We start from the raw sequence: 24,107 nt of genomic DNA, 5'->3' as shown, positions 1-24,107 counted from the left end.
CCTAGCCTTGATATCTATTTAGAGACCAAATCTTGCCATGATGGTATCCACATGACGCAAATAATGGGAGTATTCAAAACAAGCTTCAATCTCTGCTGTCGTTAAGTATTCTTTAATATCGGTATCTTTGATGACATTTGTTTTAAAATCAGCGCCATCCATCCATTTGGCCATAGCATTACGTTGTACCCAGCGGTACGCCGTTTCACGCAGAACCCCTTTGTCCACCAGGGCCAGCAGCAACCGCTGGCTAAAAATCAGCCCGCCGGTTTTTTCAATATTGGCTTTCATCGCCTCCGGATAAACCAATAGTTTATCAACAATGCCGGTAAATTTGCGGAGGCAATAATCGACTAAGATTGTACTGTCCGGTAAAATTACCCGTTCAACTGAGGAATGGGTAATATCCCGCTCGTGCCATAAAGCAACATTTTCCAGCGCCGCCATTGCATTGCCCCGCACTACCCGCGCCAGACCGGCGACCCGCTCGCAGGTGATTGGATTTCGTTTATGCGGCATAGCTGATGAGCCCTTTTGCCCCGGATGAAAATATTCCTCAACTTCGCGAATATCAGTCCGCTGCAGATTGCGGATTTCGGTAGCAAATTTCTCCAGCGAGCTGGCAATAATCGCCAATGTTGACATAAACTCAGCGTGGCGGTCCCGCTGGATCACCTGAGTAGCCAGCTTGGCGGCCGCTATCCCCATTTTTTCACAAACATACGTTTCAATCCGGGGATCAATATTAGCGTATGTGCCAACTGCCCCGGACAGCTTACCAATGGCGACAATCTCCCTGGCCTTTTTCATCCGTTCAATATTGCGTTCAATCTCATCCAGCCACAACGCAAACTTCAGGCCCAAGGTAAGCGGCTCCGCATGAATACCATGGGTACGGCCAATCATTACCGTATATTTGTGCTCGGCGGCCCGGCGGCGCAAAACCGACCGGAATTGCTCAAGATCAGCTAAAATAATATCGGCCGCCTGCTTCATCATGGCGCCTAATGCGGTATCCTTAACGTCACTGGAGGTCAGACCCATATGGATATATTTTGATTCATCACCCACATTTTCGGCTACTGCCGTCAAAAATGCCAAAATATCGTGATGAGTTTCTTTTTCAATCTCACGAATGCGGCCAACATCGAATTTGGCCCGTTCTCTGATCACTGGAACTGCTTCCGCCGGAATTTGACCAATTTCGGCCATAATTTCGCAGGCATAGATTTCAATATCCAGCATAGTTTTAAATTCATTTTCATCAGTCCATATTTTGCCCATTTCAGGATAGGTATAACGTTCAATCATTGATAATCCTCCTTACAAAGCATCGCAGTCCTATTGCAAGAACATTGCCGCCTTGCCGCAATAGTTTACCCTGTGTCACAAAAATAACTCAAACCGGCTTTGACCGCTATTTGAGTCTGTAAGGGTTTATAACATTTTTTCCCTTGAATATCATAGCATTTAGCCAGGCCTGATGTCAATGGCTTTTTTCGAATATTACTGCTGTTGATTCAATTTAATGTTCGGGTTTTTCAGCAAAGGCCATCGTTATTACACACAACCAGACTGATACTATTATGCCGGTAATTCTCTATTGTCCTACATATAGAACTATTTATCCCGCCCAATTGCCAGGTAGACACCGCCATGATGGGTAGCGGCGCCGGCCAGTTTAAGCGCCGTCACCGATTCTCCCAAAAAGACCACTGACTGGGCAATGGTAAAGGCGGGTACTAAATTGATAAAGCTGGCGGTGCGGGACGCACCAATACACTTGTTTCACCGACAGCCCTTCCTGAAAGAACAGCGCGGCCAGCAGCATGGTAATCATTGGGTTCATTGCTCCAATCAGCGCTGAATTAATGGCTGTCGTGTGGTTAAGCGCAATGAAAAACAGTGCGTGATAACCAAAGGTACCAATCAAGCCCAGTACAACCAGCGGCCGCCATTGCCCGCTCCGCGGCGCCAAATTGCCAGGCTCGCGCCAATACAGCAGCCCAAAGATCAGCGGCAGGGCAAACAAAAAGCGCAAAAAAGTTAAGGCAAACGGCGGAAACTCCTGTACTGCAAATTTCCCGGCAATAAATGCCCCTGACCAAATATGGCGCCCAAAATCATCAATAGGTAAATAAATTTATCGGTCATCGCCCTTCACTCCCTGTTGTCAATAAAACTAAGCGGTACCCGGTTGGCGGATACCGCTTAGAAAAAGTTGGCATACCCCGTGCCGGTATTTGTACCTAGCCCGGCCGGTGCGACAAATCAATAAACTTGGTAAATTGTTTGTGAAAGAAGAGCTGCACCGTATCCACCGGTCCATTGCGGTGTTTGGCAATGATTACTTCAGTAATATTTTTATTTTCCGTATCAGGATTATAATAATCCTCCCGGTACAAAAAGGCCACGATATCTGCATCCTGTTCTAATGAGCCTGATTCGCGCAGATCGCTTAGCATTGGTTTTTTGACCTGGCGGGACTCAACACTGCGGCTTAGCTGGGACAATGCAATCACCGGGACATTCACTTCTCTGGCCAAGGCTTTCAGCGACCGGGAAATTTCGGAAATTTCTTGTTGACGGTTTTCTCCGCCTTTGCCGCCACTGCCCTGCATAAGCTGCAAATAGTCAATGATAATTAATTTCAAATCATGTTCAATCTTTAAGCGTCTGGCTTTAGAACGCATTTCCATTACCGTAATCCCCGGCGTATCGTCAATAAAAATGGGCGCTGAGGACAACCGGTCGGCGGCGCTGATCAGTTTTGACCAATCCCGGTCCTCCAGTTCGCCAATCCTCAGACGCTGCGAGTCAATCGAAGCCTCGGCGCACAGCATCCGCTGCACCAGTTGCTCCTTGGACATTTCAAGGCTAAAGAAAGCCACTGCCTTCTGCTCTCTAATCGCAATATTGGCGGCAATATTCAGCGTAAAGGCCGTTTTGCCCATACTGGGGCGGGCGGCAATTAAGATAAGGTCGGAAGCCTGCAAGCCTGAAGTCAGACGGTCCAAATCCTTAAACCCTGACGCCAGTCCGGTGATGCCGCCTTTTGAAGCATAAAGCTGCTCAATCTTACTAAAAGCATCAAAAATAATGCTTTTTATCGGTGTAAAGTCACCGCTGATTTTTCGCCCCGATACCTCCAGAATCATTTTCTCAGCCTTGTCCAGGATATTGGCCACTTCTTCACTAGCCTCATAGCCCATACCGGCAATGTTGGTCGCCGAATTGATCAATTGGCGCAGCAGCGATTTTTCTTCAACAATTTTACCATGATAGGTAATATTTGCCGCTGTTGGCACACTATTGGCGAGCGAGGTTATATAGGCGATACCGCCGGCATTTTCCAGCTTATCCGCTTTCCGCAAAAACTCTGTAACCGTAACTAAATCCACCGGCTCATTTTTGTTAAACAAATCCTGCATTGCACCAAATATCAGGCGGTGCGCTTCCCGGTAAAAATCTTCCGGACGTAAAAATTCAGCTACTTTCGAAATCGCCTCACGTTCTATCAGCATACCGCCAAGCACGGCTTGCTCGGCTTCAAGACTCTGGGGTGGTATTCTATCAATCAAGTAAAACTACCTCCTGCATTGCAAACACTGCGGCGACGGAAAAACCGCGTTTAACCGCAAAGTACTCTAAGTACGCAAAGGGGACGCAAAAATTATGGGCATAAATACTTTAAAAACCGCTGCCGCTCTTTTAACTTTAAAACAGGGCGGCTTGCGCCGCCCCCTAAACTGCCTGTTAAGCACTGGCTTCCTCCGCTCCGGCAAACAATATTGCCAGAGCCTGTTCTGCTGTTTTCACCGGTCTGATATCAAGGCCCAAATGCCCTTTAGCAATATCCTGCTCATTCTCGGCGGGAATGACCAGTGTAGTTATTCCCGCCTGCCTGGCGCCATACGCTTTCTCAAACACGCCGCCTACAGCTTTGACTTTACCTTGAATCGAAATTTCACCGGTTACGGCTACATCCTGGCGGATGGCCCGGCCGGTAATTGCCGAGATGACCACCGCCAGTATCGCCGTTCCGGCCGAAGGACCATCAATCCGCCCGCCGCCGATAATATTAATATGAATATCATAATTATTCATATCCTCACCGGTTATTTTCCGCACAACGGCAGCAGCGTTAAATACCGAATCCTTCGCCATGCTTCCGGCAGTATCATTAAAGCGGAGCCGGCCTTTGCCTTTTTCAGGAGCCGGAAACGCCACCGCTTCAATTTCCAGCACTGAGCCTAAATAGCCGGCAACGCCCAAACCGAAAACCTTGCCGACTTCCAGTGCGGTTGAAGCTTTTTGGTTGACAAACGGCGTCAGGCGGCTAACCCGTACTACCCCGTAAATATCCTCTTTGGTTATGGTAATGGCCTGATTGCTTTGTTCGCTTTCACGATATAAAGCCAGCCCATAAGCATCGGCCAAAATATTGATGGCTTTACGCCCTTCAATCGTATACTCACTGATTAGCTGCGGAATATCCGAATCAATGTTAACCTCGAGTTTAACAGCGGCATTATAGACAATTTCCTCAATATGCTTTGGCGTCAACGGCTCAAAGTATATTTCGGCGCAGCGCGACCGTACGGCAGGATTAATATCTCCGGCATCGCGGGTTGTCGCGCCGATCAGAATAAAATCCGCCGGAGCGCCCTCTTCAAACAACTTCTTGATATATTTAGGAACGTTAGGGTCGGTTGAGTCGTAATAAGTTGAATCAAAAGAAACCCGTTTGTCTTCTAAAACCTTAAGCAGCTTATTTTGCAGCATTGGGTCCATTTCGCCAATCTCATCAATGAACAAAATACCGCCATGAGCATCGGTCACCAGGCCCGGTTTGGGCTCGGGCACGCCCGTTTCAGCCAAATCCTTGCGGGCCCCCTGATAAATCGGATCATGAACCGACCCCAGCAGCGGATTGGTCATATCCCGCGGATCCCAGCGCAACGTGGTTCCATCCACTTCAATAAAAGGAGAATCATCCGCAAACGGCGTAAATTGCAACCGCTTGGCTTCTTCCAGCACCAGGCGGGCTGCGGTGGTTTTACCTACCCCCGGCGGCCCATAGACAATCAAATGCTGGGGGTATGGCGAGGCCAGCTTAGCGCGCAGGGACTCAACCGCCCGCTCCTGGCCGACAATTTCGGCCAGACTGGCCGGTCGCAGCAATTCCATCAGTGATTTGGTCAGTTTCTTTTGTTCAAGCTTTTCTAACATGGCAAATTTTTTCAAGGTTTGCGGACTTTCCACATTTTGTTCTTCCTTGAGTACCTGCATTTTGATTTCTCTAACATATTCCTGATGACGTTCTTCCATCTTTTCGACAATCTTTTTCTCAATCTTTTCCTCGACTGCCCGTCGCGCCATCAAATCCGCTATTTCTTCCTCAATTTCCTCGAGAATGGTCGGTATTTCTTCATAGCTCGGCACCTTCTCGACGGTCGGATCTTCAAACACCAGCTTTTGCAAAGCCAAGACCCGCTCAGGCACGCTTTCAGAACGCATCAGTTCCAGCGCGTCCAGCTTGCCGGCTTTAAGAACGACTTTTTCCGAACCCAATATCCCGGACAACAGTCCATAAACAGCGGCTACCTGACGTTTTAACTGATCATCAGCGGTCAGCTTGCTTGCCGCCGGTTCTTTGCGGAGAAATTTGTTAAAAAAATCTTTCATAATTATTGTCCTCTTTCTAACCTGCGATAATGTGAACTTCTATCCGGCTAGTTATCTCAGGGTGAACTTTAATAATAACCGGATATGTACCAAGGCCCTTAATGGCATCCTTAATCTCAATCTTGCGTTTATCCAGCTCAATATTATGTTGCTCAGCCAAAGCATCGGCAATATCTTTTCCGGTTACTGAGCCAAACAGCTTGCCGCCTTCGCCTGTCTTGACGGAAATTGTAACAGTCAATTTACTCAGCTGCGCCGCCATCAGTTTTGCTTCGTCAATTGCCTGCTGCCGCTTGCGCGCTTCCGAGGCCTTCTGCTGATTAATACTATTTACGTTAACTGCTGTAGCTTCCACAGCCAGTTTTCTAGGCAGTAAAAAATTTCGGGCATAACCCTCGGAAACTTCTATCACATCGCCCTTTTTACCAAGCTTCTTAACTTCTTCCAGTATAATCACTTTCACTCTGGTTCACTCTCCTCAATATACTTGGCGCTAAGTTCAATAATTCTGCTTCGCACCTCAGATAATGTGGCGTTTTTCACCTGTGCTCCGGCCACTGTCTGGTGTCCGCCGCCGCCCAGTTCCTCCATCAGCAATTGAACATTGACCTCGCCGTTCGAACGGGCGCTGACCCCGATACCGTCATCCTCCAAATAAAATAAGACGATACTGAGTTTGACGCCTTCTATCCTTAGCATGGTGTCGGCAGCTTGCGCCGCAATCACCTGGGCATTCTTAATATTCGCCGGGCAGTCCGCCAGAATCAAGCCCCCGGCCTGCATTTCGGCATTGGCCAAGACTTCAGACCTAGCCCTCGTTGCAGCGTAATCCATCTGAAACAAAAAACGAATCAGCGCCGGATCAGCGCCCGACCGCCGCAAATAGGCCGCCGCATCAAACGTCCGGACTCCGGTTTGTACGGAAAAATTTTTAGTATCAACCACAATGCCGGCATAAAGGGCGGTTGCATCAATTCTGGTCAGGTCAACACTTTCATCAAAATACATCAGGAGTTCGGTAACCAGCTCGCTGGTCGAGGAAGACGAAGGCTCAAGATACACCAGCAGGGGGTTGGCAATAAACTCCTCCGCCCGGCGGTGATGATCAATGACAATGACCTTGTCAATTCTACCGAGCAGTTCCGGTGCGGCAGCCAGTTCAGGCCGGTGGGTATCGACGACAAACAGTACCGGGTCTTCCATCGACAGCTCCTCCACCCTGGCCGGAGAGACAAAAAGTTCCCGGTATTCCTCATAGTCGGTAAACAGCTCACTTAACTTACTGACGGCGGAATTGTTCTGACTTACTGCTATATAAACATTTTTACCCAGATGCCGCGCCATTTTGGCAACTCCCATGGCTGCGCCAAGACTGTCAAAGTCTTCATTTTGGTGCCCCATAATCAGCACAGTGTCGGCAGCCCCGATAATCTCCCGGATGGTATGGGCAACCGTCCGGGCTTTGACGCGGGTGTTCTTTTCTACAGCCTTGGCCTTGCCGCCATAAAACTGCACTTTACCGCCTACGTGAACGGCCGCCTGATCGCCGCCCCGTCCCAGGGCTAAATCCAGCCCGGCCTGAGCCCGGTCAGCCAAATCTGCCATAGAAACCCGGTCAGCCACTACCCCCATACTCAGGGTCACCGGAAACTTATGACTGCCGTGAATGGCTCTGACCTTATCCAGGATATCAAATTTATCCTGAAATACTTTGTCCAGGGCCTTTCGGGTAAAGAGACTAACATACATATCCTCGCCATACTTTTTAATAAAACCTTCCAAATCCGCCACCCATTCATTAAGCAGTTTATTCACCTCAAACAAAATGGATGAACGCTGCTTGTCGCTCAGGCCCTGCAGCACGTCGTCGTAATTGTCGATCTGGATATAAGCGACGACCGGCATATTATCCGTGCATTCTCCGCGCAGGATTTCAGTTGTTGTGATATCCAGCAAATAAACCGCCAGAAACGGCTCCGTCGGCTGCAGTTCGTTCAGAACCTTGGGCATTAACTGATAATGACGGCCTTCCGCCTGAAACGTTTGCTCTTCCGTCTTTTCCCACAACGACTCCAGGGGCAATTCCGGCCATACCTTTAGAATTGATTCGCCTAACTTCAAATTGCCGTCAGTCCAGTCGTCAAGAACCTCATTTCCCCAGCATAAGCGCCCGTCGGCATCCAGCAACGCAATGGCTACCGGCAGCTTATGAACAGCATAAGCCGCCAGCTCGCCCACATTGCTCACCATTCTGGACAGATAAGCATTCAGTTCTTTTTGCTGCTGAATATGCCGTTCCCGGCCATACAAATAGAGTGCAGCCAGCAAAATTAAACCCAGCACGGCGACCGACTTATTGTAAAACATAATGATCAGCAGCAGCAGCGCTGCTACGGCAAGATAAATTCTGGTATCCAACCAAATCGAAGGACCTTGAGGCATAACGCTAACCCCCATTAAGCCTAGCCAAAGGTTAATCGCGCAATCCACGCAGTTGACGATAGTCAAACGCCATATCAAAAGCGCCTGCGATTACTAAAATCTGCGTGAACAGACCATTAGTAAATATTAAGAATAGTATAATACCCCTGGCCAGCCTTGACAATTTGTATTTATCGGTAAGGAAGTAAAATAACGCCAATCCCTGAATAAACAACAGGACGCTGGTAATAACCTGCAAATTCATCGAGACATGATAAAGCGCTGTTATCTCCCGGGAACTGCCCCAGTATAAGCCGACCAGGGCCAGCAGATAAATATAAACAATATAGCCCGGCATTGTCCAGTTTTTAAAGGCCGGAAAAGACGGTATCCGGTGCCCCAGCTTTTTTAGCACCAGCCTGGCAATGGTGAAATTCAAATAAGTATCCACAATGGCTGCCAAAACAAAGCCGGCCGGCAAAATAATTTTCATCAGCTGCAGCATTGTCTGCATATTGGTTGAAACTGCCGCCAAATCCTCTTCGTTCATGCCGATGCTTCTGTATAGCTCTACGGATTGTTCGAACGCTTTGCCCAGCGCTTCGGTCTGCATATTTAATGGATTTACGCCCAGGACGACCGCGCTGATCAGCAAAACAGCCACTTTGGAAATTAACGAGGCAACGGCTCCCCACAGCAGTGTTTTAACTGGATGAAATTCCGACCGGATGGCATGCCCCAGCACAATACCGATAAGCCCGAACCCCACGACAACGCCAATGGCATGCAATGGATGCATCAGCATGGCAATCAGCAGCCCGGCGACGCAGGTCGCCATAATACTCCATTGATAACCATGACGGACGCCTAAAAGGATGATGGGTACCGGCCAGATTAAGTTTACAAACACTCCCAGAAAGGGCAGATACGCACTAATCAGGGCGAAAACAATTGCAATTGAAGCCAGGATTCCGCCCTCCACCATTGGTCGTACACCATTATGCTGCAAAAACTATCACCTCTTTTGGCGGAGATGCCGCTGGTACTCGGAAAAATCACCAAACCACTTCTCCACATCGTTTTCATTTTTTATATTTTGCGTTAAGCGTACGGTTATAGCCTCATCCAAATCAGCAAAATTAATACCCAATCTCCGGCCCAGCACAAAACATGAAATGACAAGGTTGGCCAGCCCCTCTTTCATCGCCTGCTCACTGTTTCTGGCCATCGCCTGATACAACTGTCCCACCTGAGCGACCAGTTCTGCTTTAAGCCATTCTATCAACCGCATCTTGCGGAGAATTTCCGATTCGTGGGAAAACAAAGGTCAATCCCTCCCTTAGCCTCCCAGTTATTATTCGCAAAACAAAACGCTTCTTCCTGCTGGCGGCTGGTATAAATTATTGCAGTAATTCGAACACGGACACGGGCCGGTAAAAAAGAAAAGAGAGGCAGCTTTACCTCTCTTCTCGCTTCATTTTATTCTGCTGTAAACGGCAGTAAAGCAATATTACGAGCGCGTTTTATCGACAGTGTCAATTGACGTTGATGCTTCGCGCAGTTGCCGGAAATCCGGCGAGGCAAAATTTTGCCACGTTCTGTAGTGTAACGGCGAAGTTTCGGAACGTCTTTATAATCAATGGCTTCCACTTTATCCACACAAAAGCTGCAAACCTTTTTCTTCGGTTTTCTTCCTCTTTCACGTCTCACTAAACTAACCTCCCTTTAAAATGGTATTTCTTCTTCAGGGAAGACTTCGCTACCAAAGGAACCGGCGTCATAAGCTCCGGATCCGCCGCCTGCTCCTCCTGACGCCTGCTTGCTGTCAAGAAACTCAATATTCTGGGCTACGACTTCAGCAACCCGCCGTTTTTGACCATCCGCAGTTTCATAGGAGCGTATTTGCAATCGGCCTTCAACTAGCACCCGGCGTCCCTTGGTAAGATTATTTCCACAAATTTCGGCCAGTTTTTCCCACGCTACGATGGGTATAAAATCAGTAGACTCTTTTTGGCCCGAACCGGCGAAACGGTTTACAGCAATGCTAAAAGAAGCGACAGCTTTGCCGTTTTGGGTATAACGCACTTCGGGATCCTGCGAAAGACGACCAACTAATATAACCTTGTTCATGGCAATTCCCCCTGGCCCTTATTCGTCCTCTTTAACAATCATGTGTTTCAAGATCTCATCGGTAATCTTCATTACACGGTCAAGCTCAGCAACAACCTTGGGCTCGGCGGTAATGTAGAATAAGCAGTAAAAACCTTCAGTAAGGTCCTTTACCGGATAAGCAAGACGTTTCTTGCCCCAACGATCAATCTTGTCAATGTTTCCACCGTTATTTGTGACGATATTCTCAAACTTTGCAATTACGCCATTGAGTGTATCCTCATCAACCGGCTTGACAATGAATATGACTTCGTATTTTCTCACGAAATCACCTCCTCCTCTGGACTATGGCTCCCTGAAGGGAGCAGGGAAGGTTGCAAAATAAATTTGAAACCTAACTTGTCTTAGACTAATATATTATAGCATTACCACCAAGCATTAGCAAGAAAATCTAAAAGTTTTTTTACAGGATTATACATTAAAGCGGAAATAGGTAACATCGCCGTCTTTCATTACATATTCTTTGCCTTCCAGACGGACCTGGCCTTTTTCCCGGGCGGCGGCCTGACTGCCTGCCGCCATTAGTTCATCAAACGATACAATCTCGGCCCGGATGAAGCCCCGCTCAATATCGCTATGAATCTTGCCGCCTGCCTGCGGCGCCTTAGTACCGCTGGTAATGGTCCAGGCTCTTACTTCCTGCTCACCGGCGGTAAGAAAGGTAATTAAGCCTAAGAGCCGGAAAGAGGCTTTAATCAGCTTATCCAGTCCGGATTCACCGAGACCAAGCTCCTGCAAAAATTCCCTGGCGTCAGCATCAGGCAGCTCGGCAATTTCCGACTCCACCTTGGCCGATACGGCAATCACCGCCGCGCCTTCCTGCCGGGCATACTCCTGAACCTTTTGTACATAAGGATTTTTATCCGGCGTCGCCACTTCGTCCTCACCGACATTGGCGACAAACAACAACGGTTTCAGGGTAAGCAAATGGAGGTCACGGATGAGCGCCGCCTCATCATCAGTCATTTCAACCCGGCGGGCGGGCAGGGCCTGTTCCAGCATCTCCCTGATTCTGGTCAAAACGTTCAGTTCAGCCTGCGCCTTTTTATCACCGCTTTTGCGCAGCTTTTGGGCCCGCTCAGCCCGCTTTTCCACAGTATCCAGATCAGCCAGGCACAATTCGGTATTAATGATTTCAATATCTCTTAACGGGTCAAGTTCCCCTTCAACATGCGTGATATTATCGTCGGAAAAGCAGCGCACCACCTGCGCCACTGCATCAACCTGGCGAATGTGCGCCAAAAACTTATTGCCCAGTCCCTCGCCTTGGGCCGCCCCTTTGACCAAACCGGCAATATCGACAAACCGGATAGACGCCGGGATAATTCTTTTGGAATGATACATGTCCAGCAGTTTTGCCAGCCGTTCATCCGGCACATCGACTACACCCACATTGGGCTCAATTGTACAAAAAGGATAATTGGCCGCCTCGGCCCCCGCTTTCGTAATTGCATTGAATAACGTACTTTTACCGACATTCGGCAGACCGACAATACCAACTTCTAAATTGCTCATTTCGTTCTACTCCACCTTATCTTAATCTATCCTATTCCTTGCCTGCCGCAACTGACAGTTTAGGATGTGTCTTCAAACGATCAAAACGGCCACTGACGGCGCTTTTTGCGCCATACTTCGTTAAAACTTTTTGCAATAAGAACCATTATTCCTGCAAAGTTTTGCCTCGTCTGGCGCAAAAATCACTCGCCATTGACCATTCTGCCAATTTGAAGACACACCCTAGCAAACGATGCTAAAGACCTGGCATATGCCAAGTCTTTACTTTATTGTAGAATATTCGGCTGTCAAATGCAAGGGCCTTCTTACTCAGCACTCCTGATGCAAAACCGTAATCCCATGGGCAGCCAGCATATGCCGGGCCGCAGTCAGATGGCTGCCGTCGGCGTCAGGAACACCTTCCAGCCGGTATTCCAGACCTAGTTTAAGCCACTTGCCCCGCCCCAGGGTATGATAGGCCAGCAATTCTACCGGAACCGGCCGGGGCAGGCTTTGCACCAGCCCGGCCAGCCGGGTAAAATCAGCCGCCGAATTATTGACTCCCGGAATGACGGCATACCGTACAGTCAGGACGGTATGCGCGGCTAAGTAGCGCAGATTTTCCAGAACAGTCCGCCCATTGCCTAAAGTTAACCTGGGATAAAGCTCCGCCGGTGCAATTTTCACGCCAAACAATACCGCATCGGTATAGGGCGCAACCTTAGCCGCATGTCCGGCTGGGCAATACCCGGAGGTATCCAGCGTGGTATGGATACCCTGTTCCCGGCAAGCTTTGAATAAAGCGGCGACAAAATCGGACTGAAGCAGCGGTTCGCCGCCGCTTACCGTGATACCGCCGCCGGAAAGATCATAATAACGGCGATATTGACTTAAATCCGCCAGCACCTCATCCACTGAAATCAGCTTATTTCCCTTGGACCAGGTATCGGGATTATGGCAAAAAGCGCACCCCAGCGTACAGCCGGCCAAAAATAATACATAGCGGATCCCCGCGCCGTCAACTGTGCCAAAGGTCTCGACTGAATGATAAAAAGCCCTCATACTGCTATACTGCCTGATAAAATGTACGGCTGATGACTTCCCGCTGATGCGCAGGACTCAGCTTAACAAAATTGACGGCATAGCCGGACACGCGTATCGTTAGCTGCGGATACTTTTCCGGTTCGGCCATCGCAGCTTCCAGCAGGGACCGGTCAAACACGTTAACATTGATATGATGGCCGTTATGTTCGGCATAGCCGTCTAAAATTGCTGTAAGGTTGCGCACCCGGTCGGCCTGCGTTTTACCCAGCGCCGCCGGTACGATCGAGAAGGTATAGGAGATGCCGTCACGGCAGTTCTCGTAACAAACGCTGGTGATTGAGCCGATAGCGGCCAGAGCGCCCCGCCTGTCACGGCCATGCATCGGATTGGCTCCCGGTGCAAAGGCTTCGCCTGCTGCCCGGCCATCCGGCGTTGCTCCGGTCTTTTTTCCATACATGACATTTGAGGTAATGGTAAGCACCGACAAGGTATGGCAGGACTCCCGGTAAGCAGGATGTTTGCGCAGCTCGGCGATAAATTCACCGGTAAGCTCGTTGGCCATGCAATCAACGCGGGCATCATGATTGCCGAAGCAGGGAAAGTCGCCGTTGGCAATAAAGCCGGTAGCAAGTCCCTGGGCATTGCGTACCACTTGCACCCGGCCATAGCGGATGGCGCTTAATGAATCCACAGCCACCGACAGCCCGGCTATGCCAAAGGCCATCAGCCGCTCGACCTTGCTGTCATGCAGCGCCATTTGGGACGCCTCATAGGCATATTTATCATGCATGAAATGAATGATATTCATTGTATTAACATACAATCCGGCCAGCCAGGCCAAGACCCGGGAATAGTTGGCCCGCACCAGATCATAATCCAGATATTCGCCCTGGGGCAGCGTCAAGACCGGTGCAATTTGTTCGCCGGTATTCTCATCCCGCCCGCCATTAATCGCCATCAGCAGGGCTTTGGCCAGATTAGCCCTGGCCCCAAAAAGCTGCATCTGACGGCCGATTTTCATTGCCGATACACAACAGGCAATCCCGTAATCATCACCATAAACCGGCTGCATAACATCATCATTTTCGTACTGGACGGCACTGGTATCAATTGACAGCCGGGCGCAAAACTGTTTAAACCCCTCAGGCAGCGCCGGCGACCATAAAATTGTCAGGTTAGGCTCCGGCGCAGGCCCCAGATTGTACAGCGTATGGAGCATTCTAAAGGAGGTTCTGGTAACCAGCGTCCGGCCATCCTGCCCCATACCGCCGATGGCTTCCGTTACCCATAACGGATCGCCGGCAAATAATTCATTATATTCAGGTGTGCGTAAATGCCGGGCCAGCCGCAGCTTGATAACCAACTGATCAATCAGTTCCTGGGCGCCGCTTTCATCAAGTACGCCGGCCGCTATATCCCGCTCCAGATAAATATCCAGAAAGCTCGAAACCCGCCCCAGCGACATGGCGGCTCCATTCTGTTCCTTAATGCCGGCCAAATAGCCAAAATAGACCCATTGCACTGCTTCCTTAGCCGTTTGGGCCGGCCTGGCAATATCATACCCGTAGCTTAACGCCATTTTCAGCATATCCTGCAAGGCTTTGATTTGTTTGTTAATTTCCTCACGGCTGCGAATGACAGCCTCGCTCATTGGCTGTCCGGCCAGTCCGGCCAAATCCGCCTGCTTGCCGGCAATCAGCCGGTCAATTCCGTACAAGGCTACCCGCCGATAATCACCAATGATCCTCCCCCGGCCATAAGCGTCGGGTAAGCCGGTAATGACGCCCAAACGCCGGGCCTGACGCATGTCGTCGGTATACGCCCGAAAAACCGCTGCATTATGGGTTGTACAATGCTCCCGGTAAATATCACTGATCCGGGGATCAAGCTGATAGCCATAAGCTTCACAGGCCTGTTCCGCCATTCTGACCCCGCCGCTTATAATGACCCCCCGCCGTAAAGGCGCATCGGTCTGCAAACCAAAAATCACTTCATTGTCTTTGTCAATATAGCCCGGCTGATGCGACGTAATTGTACATACTCTGCCGGTGTCAATATCCAATACCCCCTTGACGGTTTCCTCCTGCAGCAGTTGGCGGCATTTATCCCAAACCAGCCGTGTCCTGACTGTGGGGGGAGCTAAAAAGCCCGCATCCGCCTGATAAGGTTGATAGTTTAACTGGATAAAATTACGCACATCAATGACTTTCTGCCAATCTCCCGCGGTAAATCCCTGCCATGCGCTCGTCATCTTTTCCCCTCCATATGTTCCAGTTTCTGTCAACCCAGACAATTCCTGAACAACAAAAAACCGCCTGAGCATAAAAAAACTGCCCAGGCGGTCGGCTGAATACGATACAGTCCACGTGGTGCTCCACTCATCCGCCAGTTCTGTATCGCTAAATTTTTAATTTCTAACCTGATTATAAATGAACTCCCCCTAAAACGTCAAGCTCAAGATTGGCTGTCAGCTAATTTTTTCTCTACGATCGCTCTCACTGCTTTTTCAAATTTCGGTCGCGGAATCATTACCCGCCGGCCGCAGCCCACACATTTAAGGCCAAAATCAATACCAGTACGCATAATTTCCCAGCGGTCGGAGCCGCAGGGATGAGTTTTTTTCATTTTAACAATGTCGCCAATGTCATAGCGGACAATATTCACTTTTGCAGCCCCCTTAACTATTTTGCCTGACTGTCGGCATTGGTATGCCGTTCTCATCAAATAATATTTTTATCCGGTATCTTAACGCCGCTTCCACCTTTCCCTGTTCTAACGGGACGGTTTTAGCCACAATTTTTGCTACCAGTCCGCCTGGCTGGAATTCGACAACGCCTACCACTTTCGGCTCGTCAATCACCTCTGGCATAGCTGAGCCGACTTGCCGGCAGGCCTCTGCAAACAATTCCAGAACTTTGCTAAGATCCGCTTCATAAGCCACCGGAACAGTAACGGCCGCTACCATATGTCCGCGGGTGTAATTGGTTATTTTGGTAATCAGGCCATGCGGAATAATATGCAATACGCCATTGGCATCCCGGAGCTTCGTCACTCTAAAACCTATTTCCTCGACTGTTCCCGTCATATCGCCGCTGGCAATATAATCGCCAACCGCATACTGATCTTCCAAAATAACAAAAAATCCGGTAATTAAATCCTTAATCAAACTCTGCGCCCCAACGCCAATTGCCAGTCCTAAAATGCCCGCCCCGGCTACAATTGAAGTCGTATCAATGCTAAACTCCTGCAAGACCAGAATAATAGCAATAAAATAAATAACATACCGCATAATGCTTTGCAGCAGAATACTCAGCGTACGGGCGCGCCGTTCGTCAAAATAAAATATTTTGCCCGACGGCCGGGTAACGAACAGTCGGCTGACAACGTCCCGCAAAAACCGCAGTACCAGCGCGGCCGCCGCCAAAATCAGGCAAATTCTCAATGCTTTATTACCGATAAACAATAAAAAATCGGAAGAAAGTATGTCCAACCAAAGCCACCTCCTTTGTCCCGGGCAGCTGTCCCCATTTCCAGCTGTATCACAGGGGTTGTCTTTTCATTATTATACCATGGCCCGGCAAATTGCCGTATGATATTTTTACTGTTGGATTAACCAAATAGGGCCGCACAGCATACAATGATGTAGCAAATGGCAAAGAGGTGGTTGTAAGTGGCTACTCCAATTCTTAATACAATTATCGCCGACGTAAATGCAATCGTTCCCAATCTCACATCACTGGTTAGTTCTTATCGCTTATTGGTCGGTTCAGCCGAGGAAATCAGCCGGATGCCCGGCATCCCTTTTGAAATTTACGAGCGCTCTGTCATCCGGTTTGACCGGGCCGGGACCCTCATTGATATTCTGCTGGAACTCCTCTGCTGCAAAATTACGTTTCTGGCCGAATTCCTTAATGTAACCTGCGCGCCAATCGATATCTTCAGCATGGCTCAGGATCCGATAGAAGAACTTACAGTCGAGCAGCTCATTGAGCTTGAAGTTCTGCGGCGTATTTTAAAAAATTGTTCTCAGGAAACTTCCTGCTTCTGCCCGCCGCCGCCGCTTGATCCAAACTGCGCCTATCCCTGCCCGCCTGAACATCCGGAAGACCTGGAGGTTTCCGACACGGAAGAAGTCTAATCGACCCTGGGCGGCAAAACACCGCAGACGGTTCGATTCTTACGGTACAGGAAGAAAGAATAAAAGGAGGCGCCTTAAAATGCTGTTGCATTTTAAGGCGCCTCCTTTTATTCAACGCTAGTATCTGGCAAACTCTGAAATTGACCTTAAAACAACTGCCGTCTGATATTACGGCTGCCCGGAATCGGACAATGCCCAAAGCCTTCATGATAGTCGCAGGGCTCAATATGAATAATAACATCGCACAAGCCCAGTTCAGCCTTAATTTCAGCCTCCAGCTGATCACAGACTGCGTGAGCCATATCCAAATGCATATTTTTATCTAAAACCAAATGCATATCGACTAACCGGTAACTGCCCGAACGCCGGGTCCGCAATCGATGAAAAGCAATAACGGCACTGTGCCTGGTCAGAATATCGATAATCAGTTTCTCTTCCTCCGGCGGCAAGCTTACATCAGTCAATTGGCGCACACTTTTGATTGTCATGTCATAGCCTGCTTTAAAAACGATGACCGCCACAATAACAGCGATTGCCGGATCAACCCAGGCCCAGCCGGTAACCTTAATGATGACCAAACCGAGTAAAACTCCGGCTGATGTCCAAATATCAGCCTGCAGATGCAGGGCATCGGCCTCTAAGGCCTGGGACTCAGTCTCGTGAGCAACTTTCAGCAAGCGCCCTGAAACCCAGTAATTCACAATAATTGAGACAAGCATTATTACAATGCCATATTCCAAATAAGCCGGCGCCTGTGCTGCATTAAATTTATCAGCGGCTTCATAGATAATCCAGACAGCGGCAACGACAATAAGCAACGCCTCCGCGGCTCCGGACAGATTTTCAAATTTCCCGTGTCCATAAGCATGGTTGCCGTCGGGCGGCTGACCGGATTTCTTAACCGCATAGAACGCCACCACGGAGGCAATTAAATCAACAGCCGAATGGGCCGCCTCCGAAATAATACTCACGGCTCCGGCATAAAACCCAACAATTAATTTTAATAGCACCAGCAAGCTATTGGATATAATTGACAACCTGGCCGTCTGTTGTTTTAATTTCGTTTTTTCTCCAACCAAACACTATCCCTCCCAAAAATTAGATCTGTGTTGGTCCCAGTTACCCCTGTTTAACAACGCAAAAAACCCGCAGAACCCAAGTAGGTCCCGCAGGTTATCTCCAGCTGCTTCATGCCCGGCTGCGCCGCAATTCCGGCCGCCTGTTCCCTATGATATTATATTAACATACCTCCTAAAAGGTGTAAATATACAATAAAGTTTTCAGGCGCACCAAACAACAGCACCTCATGGGCTGCCGATGAACAGCTATGATCCGATTTTAACCACATGACTAACCGGATAGCCTTTAGCCGCTAAACGCTTAAGCAGTTCGTCCAAATCAGCGGCATCGGTTCTGATTACCAGTTCATACCGCCCATCCGGCAGCGTATAGGTTGCCATACTGCCAATATTGACATCCAGTACGGTAAACACGGCGGCAATATCGCTGATAACACCCACTTTGTCGGTGACATCAATCGTCAGCCTGGTTTTACCGCCTGGCAAGCCCATAATATCAACAAAACATTTAAAAATGTCGGTTTCCGTAATCAGTCCCGCAACCTGGCCGCTGTCATCCACCACCGGCAACCCGCCAATACGGTTGTTATACATTACCAGGGCCGCTTCTTCAACAGTGGCCCCCACGCCAATTGTAACCACATTTTTGGTCATAATATCTTTTACCTGCATTTTGGCCAGCAGATAGTTTAATTCAAAAATAGACAGCGTTGTGGCCGGAGACGGCGATACTTCCATTAAATCGCGATCTGTTACAATACCAACAATTTTTTTGTCAGCGACAACCGGCAACCGCCGGAATTTATGAGTACGCATTAATTCGGACGCATCGGCCACCGTAGTAGCCGGAGTTATAGTAACCGGGTCAGGCGTCATTCTGCTAGCTACAAACATTGTTCATCGCTCCTCTCTCGATTGCAGGAATTTTCTTAACTTTATTATACCGCAACAATAAATCGGTTGTCATTATCAATATTGAAAACCGCTTCACAACGCATAACGAGTACGGGCATCACCTAAACCTTTGGCTTATCAGGCAGTCTTTTTCCATCATATTGGCGCAAGAAGGTGTGTCGCAGCGTTTTGCGACACACCTTCTTTATTATCAACCGCCCAGATAGGCTTTGCGCACTTCCTCGCTGGCTGCCAGCTCTTTAGCGCTGCCGGCCAGAGTTATCCGGCCGGTTTCCAGGACATAAGCCTGGTTGGCAATGGAAAGCGCCATATTGGCATTTTGCTCAACAAGTAAAATTGTCGTGCCGGTGGCATTAATATCCTTAATAATTGAAAATATCTCTTTGACCAGCAGCGGCGCGAGTCCCATAGAAGGCTCATCCAGCAGCAGCAGCCGCGGACGGCTCATCAGCGCCCGGCCCATTGCCAGCATTTGCTGCTCGCCGCCGCTTAACGTGCCGGCCAGCTGGGCAACCCGCTCTTTCAAGCGGGGAAACCGTTGAAATACAGTTTCCATATCTTCCTGAATTCCTTTTTTATCAGAACGGACATAAGCGCCAAGCTCCAGATTTTCCAAAACAGTCATATCGGCAAAAACGCGGCGCCCTTCCGGAACCTGTGAAACACCGAGTTTCACAATATTTTGCGCCGGTATTCCGGCAATACTTTTCCCCTCAAAATGGATTGAGCCGTCTTTCGGTTTTAAAAGTCCGGATATTGTTCGTAAAATCGTACTTTTGCCGGCGCCGTTCGCGCCAATTAAAGTCACGATCTGGCCTTGATTTACTTCGAGACTAATTCCCTTAATGGCATGAATGGCTCCATAATAGACATTAATCTTATCAATCTTCAGCATCAGTGCACCTCTTCCCCAAGGTAAGCTTCAATAACCCGTGGATTATTTTTTATCTCCTGTGGTGTACCCTGGGCAATAATACTGCCATACTCCAACACATAAATGCGTTCACAGACGCCCATTACCAGGCTCATATCATGCTCAATCAGCAGAATTGTCAAATCAAACTCCTGGCGGATCCATCTGATCATATTCATCAGTTCCTGGGTTTCCTGCGGATTCATGCCGGCAGCCGGTTCATCCAGCAGCAGCAGCTTCGGCTGAGCAGCCAAAGCCCTGGCGATTTCCAGCCGGCGTTGTTCGCCATACGGCAGGTTTTTGGCAATCTCATCCTTCTTATCGGTTAATTTGAAAACATCCAAAAATTTAATTGCCTTTTGTTCGATCTCATCTTCCTCGCTATGATACCGGCCAATTCTCAGGACAGATTCCAGCAGGCCATACTTAACATGCAAATGATAGGCAATTTTAACATTGTCCAGCACGCTAAGCTCGGAAAATAGCCGAATATTCTGGAAGGTCCGGGCAACGCCGCGTTGCGTAATTTGAAAAGGCTTCAGCCCGACCAGGCTTTTACCGTCAAACATAATATCGCCGGTAGTCGGTTCATATACGCCGGTCAATAAATTAAACGCTGTTGTTTTACCGGCGCCATTAGGTCCAATAAGGCCGACAAGCTCGCCCTTATTGATCTCAACGTCAAAACTGGATACCGCTTTAAGACCGCCAAATACCTTCGACAGATGCGTAGCTTTAAGCAGCGTCATGTTTGGCACCTCCCTTGGAACGACTAAACATTTTCAGGCTAAGTTCTTTATTGCCAAACAAGCCTTGCGGGCGATAGATCATCAAAATAATCAGCACCAGCGAATAAATAATCATCCGGAATTCCGGATAGCTTGCCAGAGCCGCAGAAACGAAAGTCAGTAAAACAGCCGCCGTGATTGAGCCGGTAATGCTACCCAGCCCGCCCAGTACCACCATGGTTAAAATGTCAAAAGACCGCATAAACGTAAACGAAGCCGGATGCGCGATATAGAAGTAATGAGAAAAAAGCGCGCCTGCGACACCGGCAAAGGAAGCTCCGATGGTAAACGCCAGAACCTTATAGCGGGTCGTATCAATCCCCATAGCCTCAGCCGCAATTTCATTCTCGCGAACAGAGATACAGGCCCGGCCATGGGAGGAATTAATCAGGTTTTTAATAAAGTAGACAGTAAAAACCGCCAGGAAGAATACCCACATAAAATTTGTATAGCGGGGAATGCCCATAAAGCCGGACGCACCGCCGACATAAGGAATATTCAGAATGGTTATCCGGATAATTTCGCCTAAACCCAAAGTGGCAATTGCCAGATAGTCGCCCTTCAGGCGCAGCGTTGGCAGACCAATAAGAAAGCCCAGCAGCCCCGCTCCAGCAGCCCCGCCGAGAATTGCTACGGCAAACGGCAGTTGCAGCTTAACGGTCATCACCGCGCTCAAATAGGCCCCGACCGCCATAAAACCGGCGTGACCGATGGAAAACTGGCCGGTGAAACCGTTAATCAGGTTGAGGCTGGTTGCCAGAATTATATTAATCCCAATAAGTACCATATTAAGCTGCCAGAAAGAACCGATGACATCGAATTCCATTAGCGTCTGAAGCACTGCAAATACTGCCACGCAAACCAGCAGCGACAGCAAGTCTGTCTTGGTTTTTGCTCTCATCACTGTCACCTACACTTTCTCGCGCACGTTCTTGCCAAAAAGACCGGAAGGCTTGAACAGCAAAATAATAATCAAAATGGCAAAGGCTGCGGCATCCCGGAACGTGGAAGAAATAAATCCACTCACCAAAGCTTCAATTACCCCCAGGATAACGCCTCCCGCCATCGCCCCGGGGATAACGCCGATCCCGCCCAGAACTGCGGCGACAAAAGCCTTCAGGCCGGGCATAATTCCCATCAGGGGATCAATCGAATTATAGTAAATGCCGACCAGTACGCCCGCGGCAGCGGCTAAAGCCGAGCCAACGCCAAAGGTAAAGGAAATTACCCGGTTAACGTCAATTCCCATCAACCGGGCCGCATCAGCATCAAAGGAAACTGCCCGCATTGCTTTGCCGGTTTTGGTTCGATTGATTACATAGGTTAGTACCAACATTAAAATAACGGCAACCGCCAGGATGACGATTTGTTGATTGTTGACAATAAATCCGCCAATATTATAGGTCTGAGCCTCAAATACCGCCGGAAAAGTCCGCGGCTGCGGCGAAACCAGCCACATACCGCCATACTCCAAAAACAGCGATACCCCGATTGCGGTAATTAACACCGCAATTCTAGGCGCATTACGCAGCGGCCGGTAGGCGAATCTTTCAATAATCATGCCGGCAATTGCAGCGCCGGCCATTGCGGTAATCAGCGCAGGTATAAATGGCATTTTAAAAACCGATGTGGCAAAAAAGCCAAGATAAGCGCCAAGCATGTAAATATCGCCGTGGGCAAAGTTAATTAATTTAATGATTCCGTATACCATCGTATAACCCAGGGCAATCAATGCGTAAATACTGCCAAGCGACAGACCGTTAATCAACTGCTGAATTAACTGATGCAAAAATGATGAAAAATCCATTCTCCCTCTTCCCTCCGTTTGTTTCTCTAACACTACCTGCAATCAAATAGGTGTCGCTAATCAGGTTATACGCAGGCAATAACCAACCGTATAGCCGAACAACATTTGCTGTAAATAAATAGAGACCCTTAGCCAATGCTATGTTAACTGGCGCCAGGTCTCCAAAACTACAGCTATTCTCTGAACCTCACTGTTCATAGTTTTTCTATTATGTGTTATTATAACGGCGTTGTCCTTGCCTGTCAATATAATTTGACAATAACAGCGGATTTTGTCCGGCCTATGCACACATAGTCCTAATGCCAGTAAACCTCTTATGGATTAATTTTTTCTTTAAAGGTTTGCTTGCCGTCTTTCATTTCAATAATTACGGCGCTCTTCACAGCATCATGCGTTTCATTCAGGGTAATTACCCCTGAGACTGCCGCATAATTCTTAGTCTTAGCCAACTCGTCCTTAATTTTAACCGGATCGGCACTATTGGCGCGTTTCATTGCCTCCATCACCATCATTGCGGCATCGTAGGCCAAAGCGGCAAAGGCATCCGGAGTCTGGCCGTATTCCTTTTTATAAGATTCAACGAAAGTTGCAATCGCCGGGCTGTTATCGTCCGGAGAATAATGGTTCGCAAAAAAGGTGTTGTTCAAAGCCGCTGCCCCGGCAATTTCCGGCAATTTGGCTGAATCCCAGCCGTCCCCGCCTAAAATAGGCACAGTCAAGCCCATCTCGCGGGCCTGCTTGATCACCATACCGACTTCCTGATAATAGCCGGGAACAAATACAACATCGGGCTGATTGGCCTTAATCTTGGTCAGGGTTGCTTTAAAATCGGTGTCCTTGGCCAAATAGGCTTCTTCGGCCACAATTGTACCGCCGTTTTTAAGGAAAGTTTCCTTAAAAAACTGGCCTAGGCCTTTGGCATAATCGCTGGAGTTTTCAATATATAATGCCGCTGTTTTAGCGTGTAAAGACGTATTGGCAAAATTGGCCATTACCGCCCCTTGAAAAGGATCAATAAACGCTGCCCGGAACAAGTATTCGCGCACCTTGCCGCTATCCGGATCGACAGTTACCTTAGGATTGGATGCGGTTGGGCTGATCGCTAATACCTTATTGTCGATATTTACCTGTGAACCGGCAATAACACTGGAGGAAGCAATCGGAGCTATAACAGCGACAACCTTATCCTGCGTGATTAGTTTCTGCATGGCATTGGCAGCCTCGGCAGCTTCACTTTTATTATCGGCAATCACCAGGGTTAGCTGCTTACCCAACAAACCGCCCTTGGCGTTAACTTCCTTTATCGCCAGTTTAGTGCCATTTGCAGCCGACTGGCCAAAAGTGGCATTGTTGCCGGTCATTTCCAGGTTGGCTCCCAGTTTGATTACATCTTCCTGCTGGCCGGCGCATCCTGTAAGCAGCACTGCCGCTAAAGCAATTGCACATAGGATGCATAGTGTTCTCTGCATTTTCCCAGTGAACATTGTTTCCCCTCCCGTTTCTTAAAATACCTGTACAATGTGATCGGACATATTGCATCAGTGTCCTCCTCAAAAGAACACGTGTGTACGTACATTTGTTATTATAGGTAGGTTTGTTTACTCTGTCAATACATTTGCGGAGTTTTATTTAGATGTATTCAATATTTTGT

The 24,107-nt window shown here is 48.6% G+C and carries 24 protein-coding genes and 1 riboswitch; of the genes, 1 reads left to right on the top strand and 23 read right to left on the bottom strand.

Going from position 1 to position 24,107, the window contains the following annotated elements; genetic code table 11:
• Positions 1-18 precede the first annotated feature (18 nt).
• From purB to BLR06_RS15805, 16 genes are all read right to left on the bottom strand, one after another.
• Positions 19-1,311, bottom strand: coding sequence for an adenylosuccinate lyase (gene purB, locus BLR06_RS15880; RefSeq protein WP_092074578.1), 1,293 nt, complete (start codon positions 1,309-1,311; stop codon positions 19-21).
• Positions 1,312-1,681: 370 nt separating this feature from the next.
• Positions 1,682-2,110 carry a DMT family transporter gene (locus tag BLR06_RS15875; protein ID WP_423069638.1) on the bottom strand — a complete coding sequence of 143 codons (429 nt, stop codon included), beginning with the start codon at positions 2,108-2,110 and terminating at the stop codon, positions 1,682-1,684.
• Between the two features lie 139 nt (positions 2,111-2,249).
• Positions 2,250-3,581, bottom strand: a complete 1,332-nt coding sequence (gene dnaB, locus BLR06_RS15870) for a replicative DNA helicase (RefSeq protein ID WP_092074577.1) — start codon at positions 3,579-3,581, stop codon at positions 2,250-2,252.
• A 175-nt stretch (positions 3,582-3,756) separates the two neighbouring features.
• On the bottom strand, positions 3,757-5,688 hold the full coding sequence (lonC, locus tag BLR06_RS15865) for a Lon family ATP-dependent protease (protein ID WP_092074576.1): 1,932 nt from the start codon (positions 5,686-5,688) through the stop codon (positions 3,757-3,759).
• Positions 5,689-5,704: 16 nt separating this feature from the next.
• Positions 5,705-6,151 carry a 50S ribosomal protein L9 gene (rplI, locus tag BLR06_RS15860; protein ID WP_092074575.1) on the bottom strand — a complete coding sequence of 149 codons (447 nt, stop codon included), beginning with the start codon at positions 6,149-6,151 and terminating at the stop codon, positions 5,705-5,707.
• Entirely contained in the window at positions 6,148-8,130 is a 1,983-nt protein-coding gene (locus tag BLR06_RS15855; protein WP_139164519.1) for a DHH family phosphoesterase, read from the bottom strand. The genes rplI and BLR06_RS15855 overlap by 4 nt, the downstream gene beginning before the upstream one ends.
• Positions 8,131-8,161: 31 nt before the next feature.
• Positions 8,162-9,118 carry a YybS family protein gene (locus BLR06_RS15850; protein ID WP_245698184.1) on the bottom strand — a complete coding sequence of 319 codons (957 nt, stop codon included), beginning with the start codon at positions 9,116-9,118 and terminating at the stop codon, positions 8,162-8,164.
• A gap of 6 nt (positions 9,119-9,124) precedes the next feature.
• On the bottom strand, positions 9,125-9,433 hold the full coding sequence (locus BLR06_RS15845) for a MazG-like family protein (protein WP_092074573.1): 309 nt from the start codon (positions 9,431-9,433) through the stop codon (positions 9,125-9,127).
• 155 nt (positions 9,434-9,588) lie between these two features.
• On the bottom strand, positions 9,589-9,819 hold the full coding sequence (gene rpsR / locus BLR06_RS15840) for a 30S ribosomal protein S18 (protein WP_092074572.1): 231 nt from the start codon (positions 9,817-9,819) through the stop codon (positions 9,589-9,591).
• Between the two features lie 15 nt (positions 9,820-9,834).
• Complete coding sequence (locus tag BLR06_RS15835) at positions 9,835-10,239, bottom strand: single-stranded DNA-binding protein (RefSeq protein ID WP_092074571.1); 405 nt, start codon at positions 10,237-10,239, stop codon at positions 9,835-9,837.
• Positions 10,240-10,257: 18 nt separating this feature from the next.
• Positions 10,258-10,542 carry a 30S ribosomal protein S6 gene (rpsF, locus tag BLR06_RS15830; protein WP_092074570.1) on the bottom strand — a complete coding sequence of 95 codons (285 nt, stop codon included), beginning with the start codon at positions 10,540-10,542 and terminating at the stop codon, positions 10,258-10,260.
• A 147-nt stretch (positions 10,543-10,689) separates the two neighbouring features.
• On the bottom strand, positions 10,690-11,793 hold the full coding sequence (gene ychF / locus BLR06_RS15825; protein ID WP_092074569.1) for a redox-regulated ATPase YchF: 1,104 nt from the start codon (positions 11,791-11,793) through the stop codon (positions 10,690-10,692).
• Positions 11,794-12,102: 309 nt separating this feature from the next.
• Positions 12,103-12,834 (bottom strand): radical SAM protein, encoded by a 732-nt coding sequence (locus tag BLR06_RS15820; protein WP_092074568.1) that lies wholly within the window; start codon positions 12,832-12,834, stop codon positions 12,103-12,105.
• Positions 12,835-12,838: 4 nt separating this feature from the next.
• Entirely contained in the window at positions 12,839-15,067 is a 2,229-nt protein-coding gene (gene pflB, locus BLR06_RS15815; RefSeq protein WP_092074567.1) for a formate C-acetyltransferase, read from the bottom strand.
• A gap of 74 nt (positions 15,068-15,141) precedes the next feature.
• A riboswitch (ZMP/ZTP riboswitch) is annotated at positions 15,142-15,219 on the bottom strand.
• Positions 15,220-15,270: 51 nt separating this feature from the next.
• Positions 15,271-15,480, bottom strand: coding sequence for a DUF951 domain-containing protein (locus tag BLR06_RS20100; RefSeq protein WP_281242289.1), 210 nt, complete (start codon positions 15,478-15,480; stop codon positions 15,271-15,273).
• 13 nt (positions 15,481-15,493) lie between these two features.
• Positions 15,494-16,306: a mechanosensitive ion channel family protein gene (locus BLR06_RS15805; protein ID WP_092074565.1), complete on the bottom strand. Its 813-nt coding sequence runs from the start codon at positions 16,304-16,306 to the stop codon at positions 15,494-15,496.
• A 180-nt stretch (positions 16,307-16,486) separates the two neighbouring features.
• Here BLR06_RS15805 and BLR06_RS15800 point away from each other — a divergent pair, with 180 nt between their 5' ends.
• The gene (locus BLR06_RS15800; protein WP_092074564.1) at positions 16,487-16,954 is read left to right on the top strand and encodes a hypothetical protein; all 468 of its coding nucleotides are present in this window, start codon (positions 16,487-16,489) and stop codon (positions 16,952-16,954) included.
• Between the two features lie 146 nt (positions 16,955-17,100).
• Here the strand turns inward: BLR06_RS15800 and BLR06_RS15795 are convergent, their stop codons facing one another.
• From BLR06_RS15795 to BLR06_RS15765, 7 genes are all read right to left on the bottom strand, one after another.
• Positions 17,101-18,033, bottom strand: coding sequence for a cation diffusion facilitator family transporter (locus BLR06_RS15795; protein ID WP_092074563.1), 933 nt, complete (start codon positions 18,031-18,033; stop codon positions 17,101-17,103).
• A gap of 246 nt (positions 18,034-18,279) precedes the next feature.
• On the bottom strand, positions 18,280-18,927 hold the full coding sequence (locus BLR06_RS15790; RefSeq protein WP_092074562.1) for a CBS domain-containing protein: 648 nt from the start codon (positions 18,925-18,927) through the stop codon (positions 18,280-18,282).
• A gap of 211 nt (positions 18,928-19,138) precedes the next feature.
• Complete coding sequence (locus BLR06_RS15785) at positions 19,139-19,843, bottom strand: ABC transporter ATP-binding protein (protein WP_092074561.1); 705 nt, start codon at positions 19,841-19,843, stop codon at positions 19,139-19,141.
• On the bottom strand, positions 19,843-20,610 hold the full coding sequence (locus BLR06_RS15780) for an ABC transporter ATP-binding protein (protein ID WP_092074560.1): 768 nt from the start codon (positions 20,608-20,610) through the stop codon (positions 19,843-19,845). The genes BLR06_RS15785 and BLR06_RS15780 overlap by 1 nt, the downstream gene beginning before the upstream one ends.
• Positions 20,597-21,550, bottom strand: a complete 954-nt coding sequence (locus BLR06_RS15775; RefSeq protein ID WP_092074559.1) for a branched-chain amino acid ABC transporter permease — start codon at positions 21,548-21,550, stop codon at positions 20,597-20,599. Before BLR06_RS15775 ends, BLR06_RS15780 begins: the two co-directional genes overlap by 14 nt.
• A 9-nt stretch (positions 21,551-21,559) precedes the next feature.
• A complete protein-coding gene (locus tag BLR06_RS15770; RefSeq protein ID WP_092074558.1) occupies positions 21,560-22,456 on the bottom strand; it encodes a branched-chain amino acid ABC transporter permease in 897 nt (298 codons plus the stop codon).
• Positions 22,457-22,770: 314 nt separating this feature from the next.
• Complete coding sequence (locus BLR06_RS15765) at positions 22,771-23,940, bottom strand: ABC transporter substrate-binding protein (RefSeq protein ID WP_092074557.1); 1,170 nt, start codon at positions 23,938-23,940, stop codon at positions 22,771-22,773.
• Positions 23,941-24,107: the final 167 nt, after the last annotated feature.

Source organism: Dendrosporobacter quercicolus (assembly GCF_900104455.1).
GTDB classification, from domain to species: Bacteria; Bacillota; Negativicutes; order DSM-1736; family Dendrosporobacteraceae; genus Dendrosporobacter; species Dendrosporobacter quercicolus.
This window is presented reverse-complemented; position numbering and strand designations above follow the sequence as displayed.

Bases quoted from the DNA above. Each gene is read 5' to 3' on its own strand.
- BLR06_RS15790 (WP_092074562.1), bottom strand. From the start codon at position 18,927: ATGTTTGTAGCTAGCAGAATGACGCCTGACCCGGTTACTATAACTCCG.
- purB (WP_092074578.1), bottom strand. From the start codon at position 1,311: ATGATTGAACGTTATACCTATCCTGAAATGGGCAAAATATGGACTGAT.
- BLR06_RS15855 (WP_139164519.1), bottom strand. From the start codon at position 8,130: ATGCCTCAAGGTCCTTCGATTTGGTTGGATACCAGAATTTATCTTGCC.
- BLR06_RS15785 (WP_092074561.1), bottom strand. From the start codon at position 19,843: ATGCTGAAGATTGATAAGATTAATGTCTATTATGGAGCCATTCATGCC.
- lonC (WP_092074576.1), bottom strand. From the start codon at position 5,688: ATGAAAGATTTTTTTAACAAATTTCTCCGCAAAGAACCGGCGGCAAGC.
- ychF (WP_092074569.1), bottom strand. From the start codon at position 11,793: ATGAGCAATTTAGAAGTTGGTATTGTCGGTCTGCCGAATGTCGGTAAA.
- BLR06_RS15770 (WP_092074558.1), bottom strand. From the start codon at position 22,456: ATGGATTTTTCATCATTTTTGCATCAGTTAATTCAGCAGTTGATTAAC.
- BLR06_RS15780 (WP_092074560.1), bottom strand. From the start codon at position 20,610: ATGACGCTGCTTAAAGCTACGCATCTGTCGAAGGTATTTGGCGGTCTT.
- BLR06_RS15835 (WP_092074571.1), bottom strand. From the start codon at position 10,239: ATGAACAAGGTTATATTAGTTGGTCGTCTTTCGCAGGATCCCGAAGTG.
- BLR06_RS15820 (WP_092074568.1), bottom strand. From the start codon at position 12,834: ATGAGGGCTTTTTATCATTCAGTCGAGACCTTTGGCACAGTTGACGGC.
- BLR06_RS15765 (WP_092074557.1), bottom strand. From the start codon at position 23,940: ATGTTCACTGGGAAAATGCAGAGAACACTATGCATCCTATGTGCAATT.
- pflB (WP_092074567.1), bottom strand. From the start codon at position 15,067: ATGACGAGCGCATGGCAGGGATTTACCGCGGGAGATTGGCAGAAAGTC.
- BLR06_RS15775 (WP_092074559.1), bottom strand. From the start codon at position 21,550: ATGAGAGCAAAAACCAAGACAGACTTGCTGTCGCTGCTGGTTTGCGTG.